This window comes from Myxococcales bacterium (assembly GCA_016720545.1).
GTDB lineage: Bacteria > Myxococcota_A > Polyangia > Polyangiales > Polyangiaceae > JAAFHV01.
On the sequence record JADKKK010000002.1, the window covers coordinates 662203 to 679562 of the forward strand.

Below are 17360 nucleotides of genomic sequence, written 5' to 3' on the forward strand. Positions count from 1 at the left end.
GCCTCGCCGCCTCCTTCGTCTGCGGCCGCTCCGCCGCCCTCGCGTTCGCCGCGCGCGCCCTTGGGCGCCCCCGTGCCGATCGAGACCCGCGCCGCGGGGCGCGCAGGGGGCGTGCCGGCGGGGCTCTGCGCGTTCGTGCTCTCGGGCGCCCACAAGGGCACCCTGCGCCCCGTGGGCGGCCGGCTCACGATCGGCAAGGCGCCGGACAACGATCTCGTGCTCTCGGACGACACGGTGTCGCGCCACCACTGCGAGCTGGTTCGCTCCCCCGACGGCCTCCACGTGCGCGATCTCGGGTCGACGAACGGCACCAGGATCGACGGCACACGCGTCCGCGAGGCCACCCTGCCGCCCGGCGGGGTGCTCAAGATCGGCGAGGTCGAGGTCGCGTTCCGACCGTCCACCCACCGCGTGGAGGTCCTGCCCAGCGAGCGCCACGAGTTTGGGAAGGCCCTCGGCCAGAGCCTGGCCATGCGCACGATTTTCGGCGTCCTCGAGCGGATCGCGCCCACCGAGGCCACCGTGCTGCTCGAGGGCGAGACCGGCACCGGCAAAGATCTCCTCGCGCGGGCCGTGTGGCAAGCGAGCCCCCGCGCCAACAAGCCCTTCATCGTGGTCGACTGCGGCGCCGTGACCTACTCGCTCCTGGAGAGCGAGCTCTTTGGTCACGAGCGCGGGGCCTTCACCGGCGCCGTGGCCGCCCGACAGGGCGCCTTCGAGCTGGCCGACGGCGGCACGGTGTTCCTCGACGAGATCGGCGAGCTGCCGCTCGACGTGCAGCCGAAGCTCCTCCGCGTGCTCGAGACTCGTGAGTTCCGGCGCGTGGGTGGCAACCGCACGCTCCCCACGAACGTGCGGATCCTCGCCGCCACCAAGCGTGATCTGCGACGTGAGGTTCAGGCAGGTAAGTTCCGAGAAGATCTGTACTTTCGACTCGCGGTCGTCCCCGTGACGGTGCCCCCCCTGCGGGAGCGCCGCGAGGACATCCCCGCGCTCGTGCACCACATGTTGCGGGCCGCCGGCGGCCGCCAACGCGTCTCCCCCGAGACGCTCGCGTCGCTCGAGGCCCACGACTGGCCGGGGAACATCCGAGAGCTCCGCAACGTGCTCGACCGCGCCGCCTACATGGCGCAGGCCGCGGGGTCCGACGAGATAAGCTTCGTGACCCTCCCCTCGGGCGAGCGCGCCCCCGCCACCCTCCAGTTCGACGCCGAGCGCAGCTACCGCGACACTCGCGCGAAGCACGACGCGGAGTTCGAGCGCGCGTACGTGCGGTGGCTCCTCGGCCGGCACCAAGGGAACGTGAGCGCGGCCGCCCGCGAGGCGAAGATGGATCGCAAGCACCTCCACGATCTCGCGAGGAAACACGGCCTGCGGGGCGGCGAAGTGGACGAGTGACGCGCCTCTCTCGCGTCGCGCAAAGGCAAACAGGAACAGTGTCGCACCCTTGGCTCGACGTTCGCGCCGCGGCAGGGCGCCGGCGGCGGGCCTGGGAGCTCACTTGCAGGTTCATCCGCCGTTTTTCGGGGGCGTGGATGAGCGACGGCGCACGCTATGCTTCGGCGGATGGCTCCCTCGCGCAAGGCTTCGCCGCTGATGGCCCGACTGCTCGCGGTGGCGGTGAGCGTCCTCGCCGCGCCCGGCCTCTTCCAGGGATGCAGCGGCTGCACGTGTGAGCACTGCTTCACCCAAGGCGTCGAGCGCGACGTCACGCGCGACGCCGCGCGAGACTACGTCTACTCGGCCCCTCTCGCCGAGACCGAGGCCGCGATGCGCGAGGTGCTCGCGCAGAGCGGCTACGAAGCGCCCAAAGTGAACGGCCCCGCGGCGCGGACCTCGACGTTCGCTACGAACCGGACGGGCATGCCCGATCACGAGCTGCTCCTCCAGCTGAGCCCGGTCGGCGCCAACCGCTACAAGCTCGAGGCAAGCAAGCGACTCACCTGGCCGCTAGGCGACGGCGGCTCCCAAGTGACCAGGGAGCGCGATCTCGACGTCGAATACGACATCGCGCGCCGGGTCGACCCCGCGTGGGCGGCGAAGGTCAACGAACGCGTGGACCGCAAGCGCGAGCGCGCCCGGACGGTGGGCCGAGGCTGTGATCGTGGCTGCGAGCTCGGCTGTACGGCGTGCGAAACCTGCGCGCGAGCCATCGAGTCTACGGCGCCGCGCCCGCCCGACGCGCCGTAGCCGCTCACCAGGCGCCGGTGTTCGACATCGAGAGCCACGGCTCGGCGGGCGGCAGCGCCCCACCGCGCTGGATGAGCTCGATCGAGTGGCCATCCGGCGACTTCACGAACGCCATGCGCCCGTCGCGCGGTGGCCGGTTCACGACCACGCCCGCGGCCTGGAGGCGCGCGCACGCGGCGTAGATGTCCTCGACCTCGTACGCGAGGTGACCGAAGAAGCGGCCCGTGGGGTAACCCTCGGTCTCGTCCCAGTTGTAGGTCAGCTCGATTTCCCCGCCCGCGTCGCCCTCGGCGGCGAGGAAGACGAGGGTAAAGCGGCCCTCGGGGCGCTCGGTCCGGCGCACCTCGCGGAGGCCCAGCGCCCCTACGAAGAACGCCAGGGCTTGGTCGAGATCGCGCACGCGAAGCATGGTGTGGAGGAAGCGCATGGGCCGCGAGTCTACCGGAGATCCCGGCGCGCGCCGCCAGGCTTGCCCGGGGCGCCACCAAGTACGTCCTCCGGTCGGACGTGAGGGTCGGGGCCGGCTACGGGCACGGGGCCGCGGCGCGTGACTCCGGCAGTCGCGGCCAGCACCTGAACAGAGCGCCACGCGACCCGGCAAAAAGGCGCCTGTCATTCCGTTGTCGCTGGACTCGGAACGCCCCGCGCGGCTGCCTGGACCCAACCCGTGGGCGCCAGACCACGCGTCCCCGCGCCCGTGGAAGTCAAGAAAACGGCAAACTTCGCGATAACGTGGAAAGAAACGCGATCTCCACCACTTGGCGTGGATCCTGAAAGGTGATGGGCGAGCACCACTGAACGTTTTTGTTTGATCCCATGACACCGATGTCAGTACAAGTTTGGCCACGGCGCCAAGGTGTCGTACGGTATCCTACATGTCGGTGGTTGGGAGGGAACCCCCGTCGTGACCTTGGCCCCACTCTTCGGGACTCCGGAGCAGGAACGAGAAGAATGAAGCTCACTCACTGGTACGTCGCCGCTCTCGCCCCCATCGCCATCGCCGGCTGGTCAGGCGCACTCCTCGGGCACATGGCTGTCCTCGCGCTCACCATCGGCATCTTCGTAGGCACCCTTTCGCTCAACCGGCAGGCCCAGACCCCGGCCCTCGATCAGCACGACTCGCAGGTCGAGAAGGCCTGAGCCCACCGCCCGCGGGACCATGTACGCGGGCTGGAGCCGGTTGTTCCCCGTCGGCTCCCGGATCGGGAGCCCCTCGCCGGCAGGTGACGGCCCCCCGCCGCATCGTTCTGGTGCGCGGCCGGCATCGCCGGTAGGGTCGTAGGCGATGTCTGGGCTGAAGCGCCTCGAGGAGTTCACCCTCGCCGACTTGGAGGCCGTGAGGCTCATCCTGCGCGGCGACTCGGTGATCGACTGGCACCGGCTGAATTTCGTGGCCGGAGAGGCCGACGAGTTCCTCGCCTCGCAGGAGTTCCAGGCAGCCAACCCCGCCGACCGCGCGCGCATGCGGAACCTCCGCGCCGAGGCCATCGGCTACCTGCGCCGGCACCTCGACTACCCGATCCCGAAGCCCGTCGAGAACGCCTCGGTGGAAGAGCTCTTCGCGCTCGCCGTGGGCAAAGGGCACAGGCAGATCTGCGCATGCTCGATCCTGAAGTGCATGCACATCATCCACCACCTCGACAGCCGGGAGCTCTTGTTCCTGCTGCCGATCTCCGACCAGGACGTGTTCCACCTGGTCGAGGAGAAGGTCTACCGGGTGATAGGCGGCATGCTCGCGGGCGGCTTCCCCATCACCGAGCTCGTGGGCGGTCGCAAGAACAAGGACTCGCTCTATACGAAGCTGCTGTCGAAGCAGGAGACCATCGCGGCGCAGATCTTCGACAAGCTGCGTTTTCGCATCGTGGTGCGCGACCGGGAGGACATCTTCCCGGTGCTGCAGTACCTCACGAAGAAGCTATTCCCTTTCAATTACGTGATCCCCGGGCAGAGCATCAACTCCATCTTCCACTTCAAGAAGTACTGCTCGCAGAGCCCGCACCTCGGCCCGATGCTCCCGGAAATGCAGGCCGGCCGCGACGAGGAGTACACGCCCAGCGACAACGTGTTCTCGGCGACCAACTACCGAGTCATCCACACGGTGGTCGACTTGCCCGTCCGAGTGCCCGCCCGCGTGCTGGAGCACGCGCCGCCCGCCGCCGCCGACCTCGGGCCGGTCATCTTCGTGGTCTGCGAGTTCCAGGTCATCGACCGGGCGACCGAGGCCTCGAACGAGCTCGGCGAGGCCTCCCACGCGAAGTACAAGGAACGCCAGAAGAAGGCCGTGATGCGCCGCCTCCAGCTCGGGATGCGCGAGATGAAGCTCGCCGGTCGCCGGAAGCCGCCGCGCGCCTGAGCGGTCGCCGAGCTTCGCCTCGCGCTTCACCTCCGCGCGGCCATCATTCGCCTCCCCCGTCCGCCTACCGTGCGCTTTCTCCTATCGCGCGGCGCGAAGCCCTCGTACCCTGCGCCGCATGCGCCTCTTCGCTTCGAAGGCCCTCCCCATCGCCCAGGAGTGCGTCCGCGCGCTCGTCAAGAGCGAGAGCATCGAGGCGGCCGCGCCGTCCGAGGTCATCGCCGACGTGGAGGCGGTGCTGAAGTCGTACGTCGACGCCGAGCGCGAGGTGGGCCAAAAGACCCGTGATTTGCTCGAGCGCACGGGCCGCGGCGCGAGCGAGTTCACCCGAGTGCGGGCCCAGCTCGCCGAGACCATGGGCATAAAAGTGGGCGACGAAATGCTCGACTACCTGCTCGATCAGGTCGTCCAGTCGTTCCACCACTCGAACCACGTCGACGAGATCTTCGCCGAGGACGTGGAGCTGCGCCGCCAGATGGTCCCCTTCTTCAAGAAGCACATGGCCCACGACGCCGAGCTCGACGCCGAGGTGCGCCTGCAGCTCCGCCACCTGAAAGAGGGCACCAGCACCTGGGACGTGGAATACGCCCGGGTAATGGAAGGCGTCCGCCGCAAGCGCGGCGGCTGAGCGAGGCCGACCGAGGAGTTGGTCCCCGCGCCCGTTCTGGCGCGACGATCCTGGATTCTGGCGCCCGATGGGTGCATCATCGCGACGAACGATGGCGACCGCCGACGACTTCCTGCTCCTCATTTTGTGCTCTCCGAGCGGCGCCGGCAAGACCACGCTGACGCGCATGCTGGAGGCGAAATTCCCGGAGCTCGTCTTCAGCGTGTCCCACACCACGCGGGCGCCGAGGTCCACCGAGCAGGGCGGCCGCGACTACCACTTCGTGGACCGGGCCGCGTTCGAGGGCCTCGTCGAGCAGGACGCCTTCATGGAGTGGGCCGAGGTCCACGGGAACCTCTACGGCACCTCCCGCGCCGAGATCGACCGCGCGCGGGCCACGCCCGGCTGCCGCGGCATGATCTTCGACATCGACTACCAGGGAGCGCGGCAAATCCGCGCGCGCGCCCCGGACGTGGCGGCCGTGTTCATCCTCCCGCCGTCCCTCGACGAGCTGCTCCGCCGCCTTCGCGGCCGGGCGAGCGAGCCGGAGGAGGTCGTGCAGCGGCGCTTCCGGGTGGCCGAGGGCGAGATTGAGCACTACGGCCTCTTCGACTACCTCGTCGTGAACGACGACCTCGCGCGCGCGTTCGAGGAGCTCTCGGGGGTCATCCTCGCGGAGCGCGCGCAGCGCCGACGCCGCGCCCCCCTCGCCGAGTCGCTGCTCCGCAGGGGCGCGATCGCGCGCTGAGTCGATCGCAACCGTTTGATTGTCCATAAGAAAAGAGGACTCGCACGTGAAAAGCCCGCTGCTGATTGTCGGTTCGCTCGCCTTCGATGACCTCGAGATGCCCACCGGCTCGTTCAAGAACGTCGTGGGCGGAGCGGCCACCTATTCGTCCCTCGCCGCGTCGTTCTACTCGCCGGTCCGCATCGTCGGCGTGGTCGGCGACGACTTCGGCGACGACACCCTCGCGGATCTCCGCAGCCGCGGCGTCAGCACCGAGGGCGTCGAGCGGGCCAAGGGCAAGACGTTCCGCTGGCACGGCCGCTACGCGGACGACCTCATGAGCCGGACCACGCTCGACACGCAGCTCAACGTGTTCGCCGATTTCCAGCCGAAGATCCCCCCCAGCTACAAGGGCACGCCGTTCGTGCTGCTCGGCAACATCCACCCTGCCCTCCAGTCGAGCGTGCTCGACCAGGTCGATCGCCCCAAGCTCGTCGCCGCCGACACGATGAACTTCTGGATCCACGGCGAGCCCGCGGCGCTCGGTGCGCTCCTCAAGCGCATCGATCTCCTCATCATCAACGACGAAGAGGCGCGCGACCTGTCGGGCATCTCCAACATCTTGAAGGCGGCCGCCGACATCCGGAAGCGCGGCCCCTCGCGCCTCATCATCAAGCGCGGGGAGCACGGCGCGCTCCTCTTCGACGAGGCGGGCGTGTTCTTCGCGCCCGCGTACCCCCTCGAGACGGTCCTCGACCCCACCGGCGCGGGCGACTCGTTCGCCGGCGGCCTCATGGGCTCGCTGGCCAGCGACGGCGAGGTCACGCCCGTGGGCCTCCGGCGCGCGATGTACTTCGCGTCGGCGATGGGCTCGTTCTGCGTCGAGGACATCGGCTCGGCGCGCCTGCACCGCCTCACCCGGGCGGAGCTCGAGGACCGCGTCGAGGGCTTCCGCCGCATGGTCGATTTCGGCGGCTCGCTGAGCCTCCCGGCCCCCGCAGCGCAGAGCGGGTCGTGAGCGCACGCCCGCTGACCGCGGTCCTCGTCGGCTCGCTGGGCGCGCTCGCGCTCGCCGCGTCGTCGGGGCTCGCCTCGTGCAAGGACGACCCGCACCTCAGGAGCGACGGCGCCTCCCCGGTGGGCGGCGCCTGCCAGATTGAGCCTGGGCAGCTGCCCGAGCCCAACTGCGACAACTCGAGCAAAGAGTGCACCCCGCAGCCCGGGTGCGCGATCGACGAGGGCCGCTGCGGCTCCGCGAGCACCTGCTTGCCCTTGGCCGACCAGAAGGGCAAAAAGATCAAGGACCTGCGCATTCGCCGGCTCAACATCGCGGCGCCCGCGGCCCTCGCCCAGGAGTTCATCCAGCGCACCGTCGTCACGCTGAACATCGATCTCGCCGAGAAGAGCTGCGGCGAGGTCGGTAAGGGGCTCTTCTCGTGGATCTTCCGCGTGGATCGTGAGGCGAACGAGCTCGTCACAGGCGGGGCGCCGCCCCCCACCGATCCGCTCGGGCAGGGCTTCTGCTTCGCGAGCTACAACGCCAACGGCATCACGATCCAGCCCGCTCGCTTCAAGATCGCCTTCGAAGGCGACACGTTCCGCACCACCGAGAAGCAGAAGCTCAACGTGCCGGTGTTCCTCTCGTCCGACCTCGCGAGCAGCATCGTGCTGCCCCTGTCGGACGTGACCGTGTCGGGTGTCACCCTGAGCGATGACGGCAACTGCGTAGGATCGTTCCGCAAAGAGGGCCTCCAGTCCGACTGCGCCGAGGACCCCACCTCGTGCCCCAAGTGGCTCACTGCCGGCGCGCTCGGCGGCTACATGACGCTCGAAGAAGCCGACGCGGTCATCATCCGCGACCTCGGCCGCTCGCTCTGCGTGGTGCTCTCCCAGGGCACACCGAACGCCGAAGGCAAGTGCCTGCGCGGCGCGGACGGCAAGCTCACGTACAAAGGCGACTACTGCTCCACGACCAAGAAGGCGGGCGACTGCCAGGACTCGGTGTGGCTCGCCGCCACCTTCGCCGCGAGCGGCGCCAAGATCTTCGACGGCGCCGGCGTGGCGGGCTGCAGCGGCGCGAGCACGCAGGACGGCGGCGTCGACGCGACCGTGCCCGACGCGACCGTGCCCGACGCGGGCCCGCCGGACGCGGCCCCACCCGACGCGAGCGCGGACGCGAGCCAAGACGCGAGGCGCGACTGACGGCGCTGACGAGGCTCCGGCTGGTCGAGGGCTCAGGCCAGGCGGGCGACGGCGATCGATCGGGTGTAGTGCTCGAGCTCGACGACGGACTGAGCGATGACGACCGGCTCTGCCTCACCTACGAGGGGCAGTCGGTCGCGGTGCCGTGGGCCGTTCTGTGTGCGGTGTTCGACCGCTTCGGCCGCGAAAAGGCGCCCGAGGTGAGCCTCGAGGGGGCGCCCCGGCTCGATCTTGGCGGCGGCCGCGCGCTGGTGCACCTCCGGCACCGCGCGCGGTACGACGTCATCGCCCGCGATTTTTTGGTGCTCGAGCGCCCCCTCGCGATGGGGCCGCCACGGGTCGAGCTCGCGACCGCCATCGCGGCCGCCCTCGTGCACCTCGCCGAGGCCACGAGCTGAGCTCGTCGCGCGGCCCGCGCGCTGCGGTGCGTCACGGCAAATTCGTCCGACCTTTCGCGCCTCAGGCGCGAATGGGTGCTTTCGGTAGCGCGCACTCCAGGTAATGTCATGCTCACCGAATACCGGCGGCAGGCGTCGCGCGCGCGCGACGCCACGGAGGACACATGGTTCGTGCATGGTGGCGTAAAGCTTTGGGCGCGGCGAGCGTTCTTCTCGTGGCTTCGTGCAGCGGCGGCGGGTGCTCCAGCGGGTGTCAGAGCTGCGGCGTCACGCCGCTCCCCGGCGGCTTCCCCAAGGACAAGGCCATCGAGAACGCCGGCTCCGTCCGGATGACCCGGCCGGCGCTCGACTTCTTGGCGACCAACGCGCCGGACCTGGCCACGCAGCTCACGAAGGCCCCGAACGGGCTCTTGTCGTTCGGTATTCCGCAGTCGGTCATCGGGCCGAACTCGCTCGCCCTCGGCTACGACCTCGGCGCCACGCTCTGCGTGGGCGGCCCCGACGAGACCACCGGCCGCTGCACGGCGACGGTCGACATCAAGCAGTCGACCTTCAAGCTCGACGCGGTGAAGACCAACGCGCTCCGCGTGCGCGGCGTGCTGCCGCTCGTGCTGAAGAACACGCCGGTCAACGCGCGGCTCACGCACTCGATCCTGCCCGATCTCAGCATCACGCTCTACATCGGCTATGGCGACGGCGGCTGCTCCGGCGGGCGCCCCGCGGTGGGCGCGCACCCGCTCCCGGTCACCATCACCCTGCCCATCGCGGCCGAGACCGTGTCGCCGCGCGACGGCTACTCGAAGATCGACGCCGCGAACGCGGTGGTCGACCTGAGCGCGCTCAACGCCGACGAGGTGCAGATCTGCTCCGACTGCGGGTTCGCGAGCGCGCTCTGCAGCGCGATCACGAACTCGAGCCTCATCAAGAACCAAATCGTGGGCCAGCTGAAGAGCGGCCTCGACTCGCAGGTGAAGGACCTGCTGAACGACCAGCTGTGCACGGCGCCCACTCCGGGCGCGAACCCGCCCTGCCCCACCGGCTCGAAGCCGAACGCGGGCAACACGAAGTGCGTCTACAACTCCGACGCGAACAAGTGCGTGCCCACCCTGCTCGGCATGGACGGGCACATGGATCTGAGCAGCGCGCTGAAGAGCATCTCGCCCGGCGCCTCCGGCGGCATCGACATCGCCCTCGCGGCGGGCGGCGACATGAAGCCGCTCCCCGGCCTCGACCCCGACAACGTCCCCTACGTGGGCCACACGAAGAACGGCGCCACGCTCGGCATGCTCGGCGGCGCGATCCCGCAGCCGCAGTCGAACTGCGTGCCGAAGGCGGACATCCCGGTCCCGACGGGCATCCCCATCCCCGACGAAATCACGAAGGACGACGTCGCGGGGTTCCCGCAGGGCACGCCGCCCCACCACCTCGGCATCGCCCTCGCCGGCCGCTTCCTCAACTACGCGCTCGGCAGCGTCTACAACAGCGGCCTCCTCTGCCTCGGCGTCACCACCGAGCAGCTCGAGCAGCTGAACAGCGGCCTCGTGAGCCTGCTCATCCCGTCGATCAAGAAGCTCTCCTTCGAGCAGAAGGCGGCGTCGCTCGCGATCGCCACGCGCCCGCAGACGGCGCCGGAGCTGAAGCTCGGGTCGGGCGCCGACGTGAAGACCGATCCGCTGCTCGCGATCACCATGAAGAGGTTCGCGATCGACTTCTACGTGTGGTCGTACGACCGCTACGTGCGGGCGTTCACGTTCGAGGGCGACGTGCGAGTCCCCGTCAACCTGCAGACCGGCAAGAGCGCGAAGAACCCGAACGGCGGGCTGCTCCCGACGATCGGCGACCTCACCATCACGAACGCCAAGGTCACGAACTCGGATCTCCTCACCGAAGACCCCGCCGCCATCGCGGCGGGCCTCCAGTCGATCCTCTCCGGCCTCGTGGGCCAGGCGATCGGCGGCGGCATCTCGCCGGTCGACCTGTCGGGCGCGCTCTCGAGCCTCGGCCTCGGGCTCACCATCCCCGAGGGCGGCATCCGCAAGCTCACGAAGGGCTCGGACGACTTCATCGGCCTCTTCGCGACGCTCTCGAAGGCGGCGCCCACGGCCACCGTCGAGAGCGACACCCACGCGAAGCTGGTCTCGAAGGAGGTCCACGCGGAGGCCATGACCTTCGCGGGGTACGACCGCGAGCGCCTCCCTGTGCTCACCCTCGCGCTCGGCTCGAGCCTTGAAGATGGCAAGAACGCGGTCGAGTACTCCTACAGCATCGACAAGGGGCTCCCGAGCCCGTGGTCGCGCGCCAAGGAGCTAAAGGTCAAGGAGGATTACCTTTTCTACCAAGGCAACCACACGCTCCACGTCACCTCGCGCCTCGTCGGTCAGCCCGAGACCGAGGACTCGTCGCCCGCGGACGTGCCGTTCCGCATCGACGTGCTCCCGCCGGAGGTGAAGCTCGAAGAGACCGACAAGGGCCTCTCGCTCTCGGCCTTCGACTTCGTCACCCCGAGCGACAAGCTGGAGCTCCGCACGAAGGTGGGTGATGTGTGGTCGGCGTGGGCCCCGCTCGCGAACGACCAGGTCCTCCCGGCGACTCCCGGGCAGGACGTGGACGTCGAGGTCCGCGACGAGGAGGGCAACATCGGCCGCTCGAGCAGCGCGCTCATCCGCGGCAAGGCTGACTCCACCTTGGGGACCGCCACCGGGGGCTGCGGCGGGTGCACGACGACGGGCGACACGAACCCGGCCAAAGACGCGACCGGCGGGCTGCTGGCGACTGCGCTGGTCGCGCTCTCGCTGCTCGCCATCCGCAAGCGGCGCGAGCAAGGCACTTCCGCGGACAGCCCGGCCCCATTAGCGGTCCGCGCGGGGACGCGCGCCTCGGGCAGTCGCTTCCACGCGGCCCTCGGCCTCGGCTCGCTCCTCGCCGTCACTGCCACCTCGCAGGGCTGTTCGTGCGGCGGTGAGGGCCCGCCTCCCGGCGGCGAGGCCAGCGTCCTCTGCGGCGCCGACTGCAAGCAAGAGTGCGAGGCTGCGCTGAAGCCGGGCATCGTGGGCGCGTACACGTCGGCCGCGAAGGCGCCCGACGGCACGCTGTACGTCGCGGGCTACAACGACGCGCTCTTGTCGAACGAGGGCGACACGCTCTACGGCGACCTGGTCGTCGGCCGCTACGACACGGGCAAGCAGGCCGTGCAGTGGGAGACCGTCGACGGCGTGCCCGCGCGGGAGCCGAACACCTGCCCCGACCACGACCGCACCGGCTGGCGCAAGGGCGAGACCGAGTCGGGCGACGACGTGGGCCTCTGGACCAGCATCCAGGTCGGCTCCGACGGCGCGCCGCGCGTGGTCTATTACGACGCCACGCACAAGTCGCTGAAGTACGCCACCAAGCGCGGCGACGCGTGGACCAGCTACGTGCTGAAGGCGCCGGCCACGCCCGCCGGCGACTTCGGCCGCTACGCGAAGATGGTCTTGATCGACGACAAGCCGGTCGTCGCGTTCCTCGCCATGGAGCCTGGCACGGGCGGCAAGGCGCTGTCCCACGTCGTCGTCGCCCGGGCGAGCTCCCCCTCACCCGCCGACGGCGGCGCGTGGGCCTTCGAGGACGCCGCGGCCGACAAGGCCGCGCCTTGCCGCGTAGGCATGTGCACGGGCAAGCAGACCTGCGTAAAGGACACGGGCACCTGCACCGACACGGCGACCGGCTGCAGCCCGGCCGACTGCGGCAGCGGCAAAGCCTGCGTGGCGGTCGCGGGGAAGGCCACCTGCGTGTCGATCATCAACGCGAACTCCGTGGAGGCGTACCCGAACGCGTACGGCGCGTACGTCAGCCTCGCGAAGACGAAGGACGGCCTCGGGGTGGTCTTCTACGACCGCATCCACGGCAACCTCGTCGGCGCACAGCAGGCCGGCGGCAAGTGGACCACGTTCATCCTCGACGGCGAGACGGGCTCGCGCGATCAGAAGACCGCGAAGGACACCGGCGATGTGGGCGTCGGCGCGCACCTGACCGTCGGCGACGACGGCACCTGGCACGTCTCGTACGTGAGCGGTCTCGACGAGTCGCTCCGCTACCTCTCGGTGACCGCCGGCAAGGCCGGCACGCCCGAGGTCGTGGACAACGGCTCGGGCGTCGACGGCAAGCCGTTCCCCGACGGCAAGCACGTCGTCGGCGACGACTCGTGGGTGGTGCCGCAGGGCTCTGGCCTCGCGATTTACTACCAAGACGCCACGGCGGGCACGCTCCGCGTCGCGACCTCCGCGCAGGCCGCGGGCGGCCGGACCTGGACGCTCAAGACCCTCGTGCAGCCGAACAAGTTCGCGGGGTTCTTCCCGAGCGTCGTCGCGGGCGAGCCGAAGGTGGTGAACTTCTGGCGCCAGACCGACAAGGCGACCAAGGACATCGTCGGCGACGTGACCCTGGTGCAGCCCTAGGCGGTCGCGTCACCCCCGCGCGAGAGGCGAGTCTCGGGCAGGCGGGGATAGGTCAGATGACAACGGCAGGCCGACCGCGCGGGGGCTCCCGGGCGGTCGGTGTGTTTCTTGCCCCGAAGCGACCCGGCAAGGCCTGGGCGCCGCGTGAGAGAGGGCTAGGCGGCGCGCTCGTCGCGCGGCTCGTCGTCGCGCGCCGGCCCGACCGCGGGCCCCGAAGAGCGCGCGCGCTCCTCGGTGACGAGGGCGAGCAGCTCGGCCTTGGAGAGGACCCCGAGGTCCAGCACGGCGCGCATGTACCCGTCGACGTATCCGTGGGCCCGCGCCAGGCGCGTGTACGCCTCGCCGGACGCCTTCGCGGCGAACACGTCGCGCAGGAGCTCACGCAGCTCGTTCCTCACTCGATCCAAGTCGCGCATGGCATCTCCTCTGGCTCTCTCTGGCTCTCTCGTCGGGCTCTCTGACGTCTCGGTCTCGCGCGCTCGCCGTTCGCTCACGCCCGTCCTCTCCCTCGGTATCCAACCCGCAGGAGGAGGGCCAAGTTTTCGCCGCGCAGGGCCTCGCGAGCCCCGACGATCGCGCGTCGACGCTGGGAGAGAATAGTGGTGCTCGCGCGGTCGTTCGAGGTATGACGCGGCGGACGCGGGAGGACGCGAGAGGCGATGGCAGGCGCGAGAGAAGCACGAGACACGGGCGGCGCCTCGGCCGAGGCTGCGTTCGACGCGCTGGCGACGCTGCCCAAGCTCTCCGAGATATCCCAGGTGGCGCGCGCGGTGCTGTTCGAGGCCGCTGAGCGCCGGCGCGTGCACTACGCCGACGCCGCCCGCGTCGACGCGCTCCGAGAGGAGCACGGCCTCAGCCACGAGGACTGCGCGACGCCGTTCGGCAACGCCCTCGGAGTGCTCGGGGCCGGCCCGGAGGACGCGTCGGAGCGCACGCTCGTCGCCGCGCTCGCCGCCCACGCGCTCGCCGAGGCCCCGCCGAAGAACGGCGAGGCCGACGCCGCGGCCATCGGCGACTTGCTGTGGCTCGCGGCGCACGCCTCGGTCGACGCGCTTCCGCTGCTCGACCGCGCCATGGGGGACTCGGCCGCCGAGCTGTGGCGGGCCGTGGCCGACGCCGTCCGCCGGATCGACGCGGGGAAGACCCCCTCGTTCGGCCGCGCAGAGGCGCTCGTCGGCGCCGCGGCGCTGGCCGACGCCTCGCGGACTAGCGCCGCCGCGAGGGCGGCCGCGAAGCAGCTCGGAGGCCAGGTGAGCGATCCGTTGCTCGCGCGCGTGCTCGGTGGCGTGACCGCCGTCCCCGCGCCGGAAGGCGCCGACGACGGACAACGCCTGGAGGGCGAGCTAGAGGCCACACCCCGCGGGCCGGTCGCGACGACCGCGCTGGCGCTCACGGGGCTCCTCTTCGCGTTCGGCGTGGCGAGGCTCGTGGGTCGCTTCGCGCTGTCGTACCGGCGCCCGGCCGAGGTGGTCGTCACGCCCGGCGGCGTGAAGGTCTCGTCGAAGACGCTGCTGCTCGGGCGAACGATCCGCGAAGAAGAGTTTCACATCACGCACGCGTCGCTCCGGCGCGCCACGCGCGAGGTCCGCTACCCGCGCGCGGGTTTGTACACCGGCCTGCTGGCGCTCGCCGTGGGGAGCTACCTCGGACTGTCGCTGTTCGTCGACGGGGTGCGCGCCGCGTCGCCCTCGCTTCTCCTCACCGGCCTCGCCTTCGTGGCGGCTGGCATCGGCCTCGACTTCGCACTCAGCAGCATCCTGTCGGGCGCTCGAGGGCGCTGCCGGGTGCAGTTCCTCCCCTCCACGGGCAAGGGTGTCTGCGTGGTGGACGTCGATCCGAAGCGCGCCGACGAGGCCCTCGCGCTGCTCCGCCAGCCAGCCGCGCGCTAGTCTCCTGGAAGCGTGATCCCTTCCAGAAGTCGCGCGGCTCGGCCTTTCGCCACAAGGGAGCGAGGGGTGTCCCGTTTTCGGCGGCGTCGAAGCTCCTCGACTATCAAGAAGAGGCGCGGGCGGCCGCGGCCTCCACCTCGGCGACGGTCTTCGGGATGGCGCGAGTGAGGTTCTCGGGCTCGGCCGCCGTCACGAGGATGTCGTCTGCGATGCGGATGCCGATGCCCCGCCACTGGGCGTCGACCGTGGCGTCGTCCGCGCCCACGTAGAGCCCCGGCTCGACGGTCAGCACCATGCCGGGCTCGAGCGCCCGCGGGGCTCGGGCAATGTGGTAACGCCCGACGTCGTGCACGTCCATCCCCAGCCAATGGCTGGTCTTGTGCATGTAGAAGCGCTTGTAGCTGGCCGTCTCGATCACCTCGGCGACCGTCCCTTGCAGCAGCCCGAGCTCGATCAGCCCCCGCGCGAGGACCTCCACGCACGCCGCGTGGATCGCGTCGAGCGTGCTGCCCGGTCGCGCCGCCGCGATGCCGGCGATCTGGGCCTCGAGCACGAGGTCGTAGAGCTTGCGCTGCGGCTCGCTGAAGCGCCCCGAGACGGGGAAGGTGCGGGTGACGTCGCTCGCGAAGTACGCGTACTCGCACCCCGCGTCGAGCAGGAGCAGGTCGCCGTCCGCCATGAGTCGGTCGTTCGACCGGTGGTGGAGCACGGTCGCGTTCGGACCCGACCCGACGATGCTGCCGTAGGCCGGGCGCTCGGATCCGTGGCGCCGAAACGTGTCGAGGAGCACCGCCTCGATCTCGAACTCGTACATCCCCGGGCGCGCTGCGGCCATCGCCTTGGCGTGCGCGATCGCGGTGATCTCCGCGGCGCGGCGCATGGCGTCGAGGCTCGAGGCGTCCTTGAGGAGGCGCATTTCGTGAACGATCGTGCCAGGGTCCACGATCTCGGTGGGGTAGCCGTGACCGAGCTTCGCGCGCGCTCGCGCCCGGTCGAGGGCCGCGAAGACTCGGTCGTCGAACGCGCGGTCCTTCCCGGGGCGGTAGTAGAGCCGCGCGCGGTCCTCGAGCAGCTTGGGCAGCTCGGTCGCGAGCTCCGCGATGGGGAAGCTCTGGTCGGCTCCAAAGGTCGCGAGCGCCCCGTCGAGACCCGCGCGCGGGCCATCCCACTGCTCGCGCTCGGGATCGCGAGGGCGCACGAAGAGCGTGGTCTTCACGCCGCCGCCCTCGAGCGTGGAGAGCACGAGCACGCTGTCGGGCTCAGTAAACCCGGAGAGGAAGTGCACGTCGGAGTCCTGACGGTAGTCGTGCTCGACGTCGTTGTTTCGGATGTAGACCGGCGCGGCGGGGAACACCGCCACGCTCGCGGGTTCCTTGTCGGCCATGGCGCGCGCGAAGCGCTCGCGGCGCTCGGCGTAGACGTGTCGCATCGGCTCTTCCATGCTGGCGGTCCTCACTGCGGTTCCCCGTGCGTCACGGTGTCTCACGTACTGTGACGGCCTCGCGCGCTCGCTCGGCCCCTCGCATTTCGCACGCCCAGCGTCGCGTTTCAACGCCCACCACGCGACCGAATACTTGGCCTTGGATCCTGGCCCGGGGAAACTTCGAACCATCATGAATACGCCGGACCGCCGCAAGCAGCGCAGCCACGACCCGTTGGTCGCCCTCCACTACCAGCTCGCCCAGGCCCGCTCGCGAGACGGCCTCGACGCCGTGGTGCTCGCCGACGACTCGGGGATCGTGGTCGCGGGAGCCGGCTCGTGGGCCGTCTGCGAGGAGCTCGCCGCCTACGCGCCGCTCCTCGCCGAGGGGGCCGCGCCCGTCACCGACCGCATGCTCGCCTGCCGAGAGGCCCTCGACGTGCGCCCGCTCGCCGGCGGCGCCGTGTTCCTCTGCACGCGAGGGAGCGCGACCGAGGAGAGCCTCGCCACGACCGCCCGGGGCGTGGAGCGCATCCTCCGCGCGGCTTGATCCGCGCGGCTTGACCCCCAAGCGCTTCAACATTTCCGCGTGGCATGCCGTTGAAGAGGGGTGGGAGCGCCAGACCGTGCTAGTCTGCGCGCCCAAGAATGACAAAGTCCCTCAATACGGGTGGTGAGATCGACAGCTTCTGCACCAAGTGCAAGATCTTGTTGAACCACCGGATCATCGCGATGGTCGGCAACCTGCCGGTGCGGGTGGAGTGCTCGACCTGCGGGTCGCACCACAACTACCGGCCACGCGCCCCGGGCGAGAAGGCCCCCAAGGCCGCCAAGGCGCCGTCTACGGTCACGCGGACGGCCTCGAAGAGCAGCGCCTCGCGGCCCGTGGGCGGCGTCCGCGCGGCGGCGGTGCGCGCCGAGGAAGAGCGCCTCGGTCGCGTGAAGCTGTGGGAGAAGTCGGTGAGCGGTAAAACGCCCGCCGAGTTCCGCCCCTACGGCGTGGGCGAGATCTTCGCGGAGGGCGACCTCGTGCGCCACACCAAGTTCGGCGACGGAATCGTTACCCGCATCCTCGACTCCCGAAAGGTCGAGATCTTGTTCCAGGCCGAGCCGAAGACGCTCGCTCAGGGCCTCGAATGAG

At 70.3% G+C, this 17360-nt stretch carries 16 protein-coding genes; 13 read left to right on the plus strand and 3 right to left on the minus strand.

The features are described from left to right. The first annotated feature begins 72 nt into the window (after positions 1-72). Positions 73-1398, plus strand: a complete 1326-nt coding sequence (locus tag IPQ09_06635; protein MBL0193891.1) for a sigma 54-interacting transcriptional regulator — start codon at positions 73-75, stop codon at positions 1396-1398. A gap of 168 nt (positions 1399-1566) precedes the next feature. Then, a complete protein-coding gene (locus IPQ09_06640; protein MBL0193892.1) occupies positions 1567-2190 on the plus strand; it encodes a hypothetical protein in 624 nt (207 codons plus the stop codon). 4 nt (positions 2191-2194) lie between these two features. On the opposite strand, the gene IPQ09_06645 is transcribed toward IPQ09_06640, so the two are convergent. Continuing rightward, positions 2195-2617 carry a VOC family protein gene (locus tag IPQ09_06645; protein MBL0193893.1) on the minus strand — a complete coding sequence of 141 codons (423 nt, stop codon included), beginning with the start codon at positions 2615-2617 and terminating at the stop codon, positions 2195-2197. A gap of 524 nt (positions 2618-3141) precedes the next feature. On the opposite strand from IPQ09_06645, the gene IPQ09_06650 reads away from it, so the two are divergent. From IPQ09_06650 to IPQ09_06685, 8 genes are all read left to right on the plus strand, one after another. After that, positions 3142-3330 (plus strand): hypothetical protein, encoded by a 189-nt coding sequence (locus tag IPQ09_06650; protein MBL0193894.1) that lies wholly within the window; start codon positions 3142-3144, stop codon positions 3328-3330. 145 nt (positions 3331-3475) lie between these two features. Continuing rightward, positions 3476-4543, plus strand: a complete 1068-nt coding sequence (locus IPQ09_06655; GenBank protein MBL0193895.1) for a TIGR04552 family protein — start codon at positions 3476-3478, stop codon at positions 4541-4543. Positions 4544-4661: 118 nt separating this feature from the next. Further along, positions 4662-5171, plus strand: a complete 510-nt coding sequence (locus IPQ09_06660) for a DUF507 family protein (protein MBL0193896.1) — start codon at positions 4662-4664, stop codon at positions 5169-5171. Positions 5172-5238: 67 nt separating this feature from the next. After that, complete coding sequence (gene gmk, locus IPQ09_06665; protein MBL0193897.1) at positions 5239-5898, plus strand: guanylate kinase; 660 nt, start codon at positions 5239-5241, stop codon at positions 5896-5898. A gap of 97 nt (positions 5899-5995) precedes the next feature. Next, positions 5996-6895, plus strand: coding sequence for a sugar kinase (locus tag IPQ09_06670; protein ID MBL0193898.1), 900 nt, complete (start codon positions 5996-5998; stop codon positions 6893-6895). Further along, the gene (locus tag IPQ09_06675; GenBank protein MBL0193899.1) at positions 6892-8079 is read left to right on the plus strand and encodes a hypothetical protein; all 1188 of its coding nucleotides are present in this window, start codon (positions 6892-6894) and stop codon (positions 8077-8079) included. Before IPQ09_06670 ends, IPQ09_06675 begins: the two co-directional genes overlap by 4 nt. Before the next feature lie 68 nt (positions 8080-8147). Continuing rightward, a complete protein-coding gene (locus IPQ09_06680) occupies positions 8148-8477 on the plus strand; it encodes a hypothetical protein (protein ID MBL0193900.1) in 330 nt (109 codons plus the stop codon). A gap of 215 nt (positions 8478-8692) precedes the next feature. Continuing rightward, positions 8693-12910 (plus strand): hypothetical protein, encoded by a 4218-nt coding sequence (locus tag IPQ09_06685; protein ID MBL0193901.1) that lies wholly within the window; start codon positions 8693-8695, stop codon positions 12908-12910. Between the two features lie 155 nt (positions 12911-13065). Here IPQ09_06685 and IPQ09_06690 read toward each other — a convergent pair whose 3' ends face one another. Then, positions 13066-13326, minus strand: a complete 261-nt coding sequence (locus tag IPQ09_06690; protein MBL0193902.1) for a hypothetical protein — start codon at positions 13324-13326, stop codon at positions 13066-13068. A 243-nt stretch (positions 13327-13569) separates the two neighbouring features. On the opposite strand from IPQ09_06690, the gene IPQ09_06695 reads away from it, so the two are divergent. After that, positions 13570-14799, plus strand: a complete 1230-nt coding sequence (locus IPQ09_06695) for a hypothetical protein (GenBank protein MBL0193903.1) — start codon at positions 13570-13572, stop codon at positions 14797-14799. A 103-nt stretch (positions 14800-14902) separates the two neighbouring features. Here IPQ09_06695 and IPQ09_06700 read toward each other — a convergent pair whose 3' ends face one another. Then, a complete protein-coding gene (locus IPQ09_06700) occupies positions 14903-16228 on the minus strand; it encodes an aminopeptidase P N-terminal domain-containing protein (protein MBL0193904.1) in 1326 nt (441 codons plus the stop codon). A gap of 184 nt (positions 16229-16412) precedes the next feature. Between IPQ09_06700 and IPQ09_06705 the strand changes: the two genes are divergently transcribed. Together IPQ09_06705 and IPQ09_06710 are read left to right on the plus strand one after the other, a co-directional pair. Continuing rightward, positions 16413-16769 carry a hypothetical protein gene (locus IPQ09_06705; protein MBL0193905.1) on the plus strand — a complete coding sequence of 119 codons (357 nt, stop codon included), beginning with the start codon at positions 16413-16415 and terminating at the stop codon, positions 16767-16769. A gap of 98 nt (positions 16770-16867) precedes the next feature. Further along, on the plus strand, positions 16868-17359 hold the full coding sequence (locus IPQ09_06710; protein ID MBL0193906.1) for a hypothetical protein: 492 nt from the start codon (positions 16868-16870) through the stop codon (positions 17357-17359). Position 17360 lies beyond the last annotated feature (1 nt).

What these genes read in the sequence shown, in the direction of transcription:
- IPQ09_06645 (MBL0193893.1), bottom strand. Translation starts at nt 2,617, where the DNA reads ATGCGCTTCCTCCACACCATGCTTCGCGTGCGCGATCTCGACCAAGCC.
- gmk (MBL0193897.1), top strand. Translation starts at nt 5,239, where the DNA reads ATGGGTGCATCATCGCGACGAACGATGGCGACCGCCGACGACTTCCTG.
- IPQ09_06660 (MBL0193896.1), top strand. Translation starts at nt 4,662, where the DNA reads ATGCGCCTCTTCGCTTCGAAGGCCCTCCCCATCGCCCAGGAGTGCGTC.
- IPQ09_06640 (MBL0193892.1), top strand. Translation starts at nt 1,567, where the DNA reads ATGGCTCCCTCGCGCAAGGCTTCGCCGCTGATGGCCCGACTGCTCGCG.
- IPQ09_06690 (MBL0193902.1), bottom strand. Translation starts at nt 13,326, where the DNA reads ATGCGCGACTTGGATCGAGTGAGGAACGAGCTGCGTGAGCTCCTGCGC.
- IPQ09_06710 (MBL0193906.1), top strand. Translation starts at nt 16,868, where the DNA reads ATGACAAAGTCCCTCAATACGGGTGGTGAGATCGACAGCTTCTGCACC.
- IPQ09_06705 (MBL0193905.1), top strand. Translation starts at nt 16,413, where the DNA reads ATGAATACGCCGGACCGCCGCAAGCAGCGCAGCCACGACCCGTTGGTC.
- IPQ09_06695 (MBL0193903.1), top strand. Translation starts at nt 13,570, where the DNA reads ATGGCAGGCGCGAGAGAAGCACGAGACACGGGCGGCGCCTCGGCCGAG.
- IPQ09_06670 (MBL0193898.1), top strand. Translation starts at nt 5,996, where the DNA reads ATGCCCACCGGCTCGTTCAAGAACGTCGTGGGCGGAGCGGCCACCTAT.
- IPQ09_06650 (MBL0193894.1), top strand. Translation starts at nt 3,142, where the DNA reads ATGAAGCTCACTCACTGGTACGTCGCCGCTCTCGCCCCCATCGCCATC.
- IPQ09_06655 (MBL0193895.1), top strand. Translation starts at nt 3,476, where the DNA reads ATGTCTGGGCTGAAGCGCCTCGAGGAGTTCACCCTCGCCGACTTGGAG.
- IPQ09_06700 (MBL0193904.1), bottom strand. Translation starts at nt 16,228, where the DNA reads ATGCGACACGTCTACGCCGAGCGCCGCGAGCGCTTCGCGCGCGCCATG.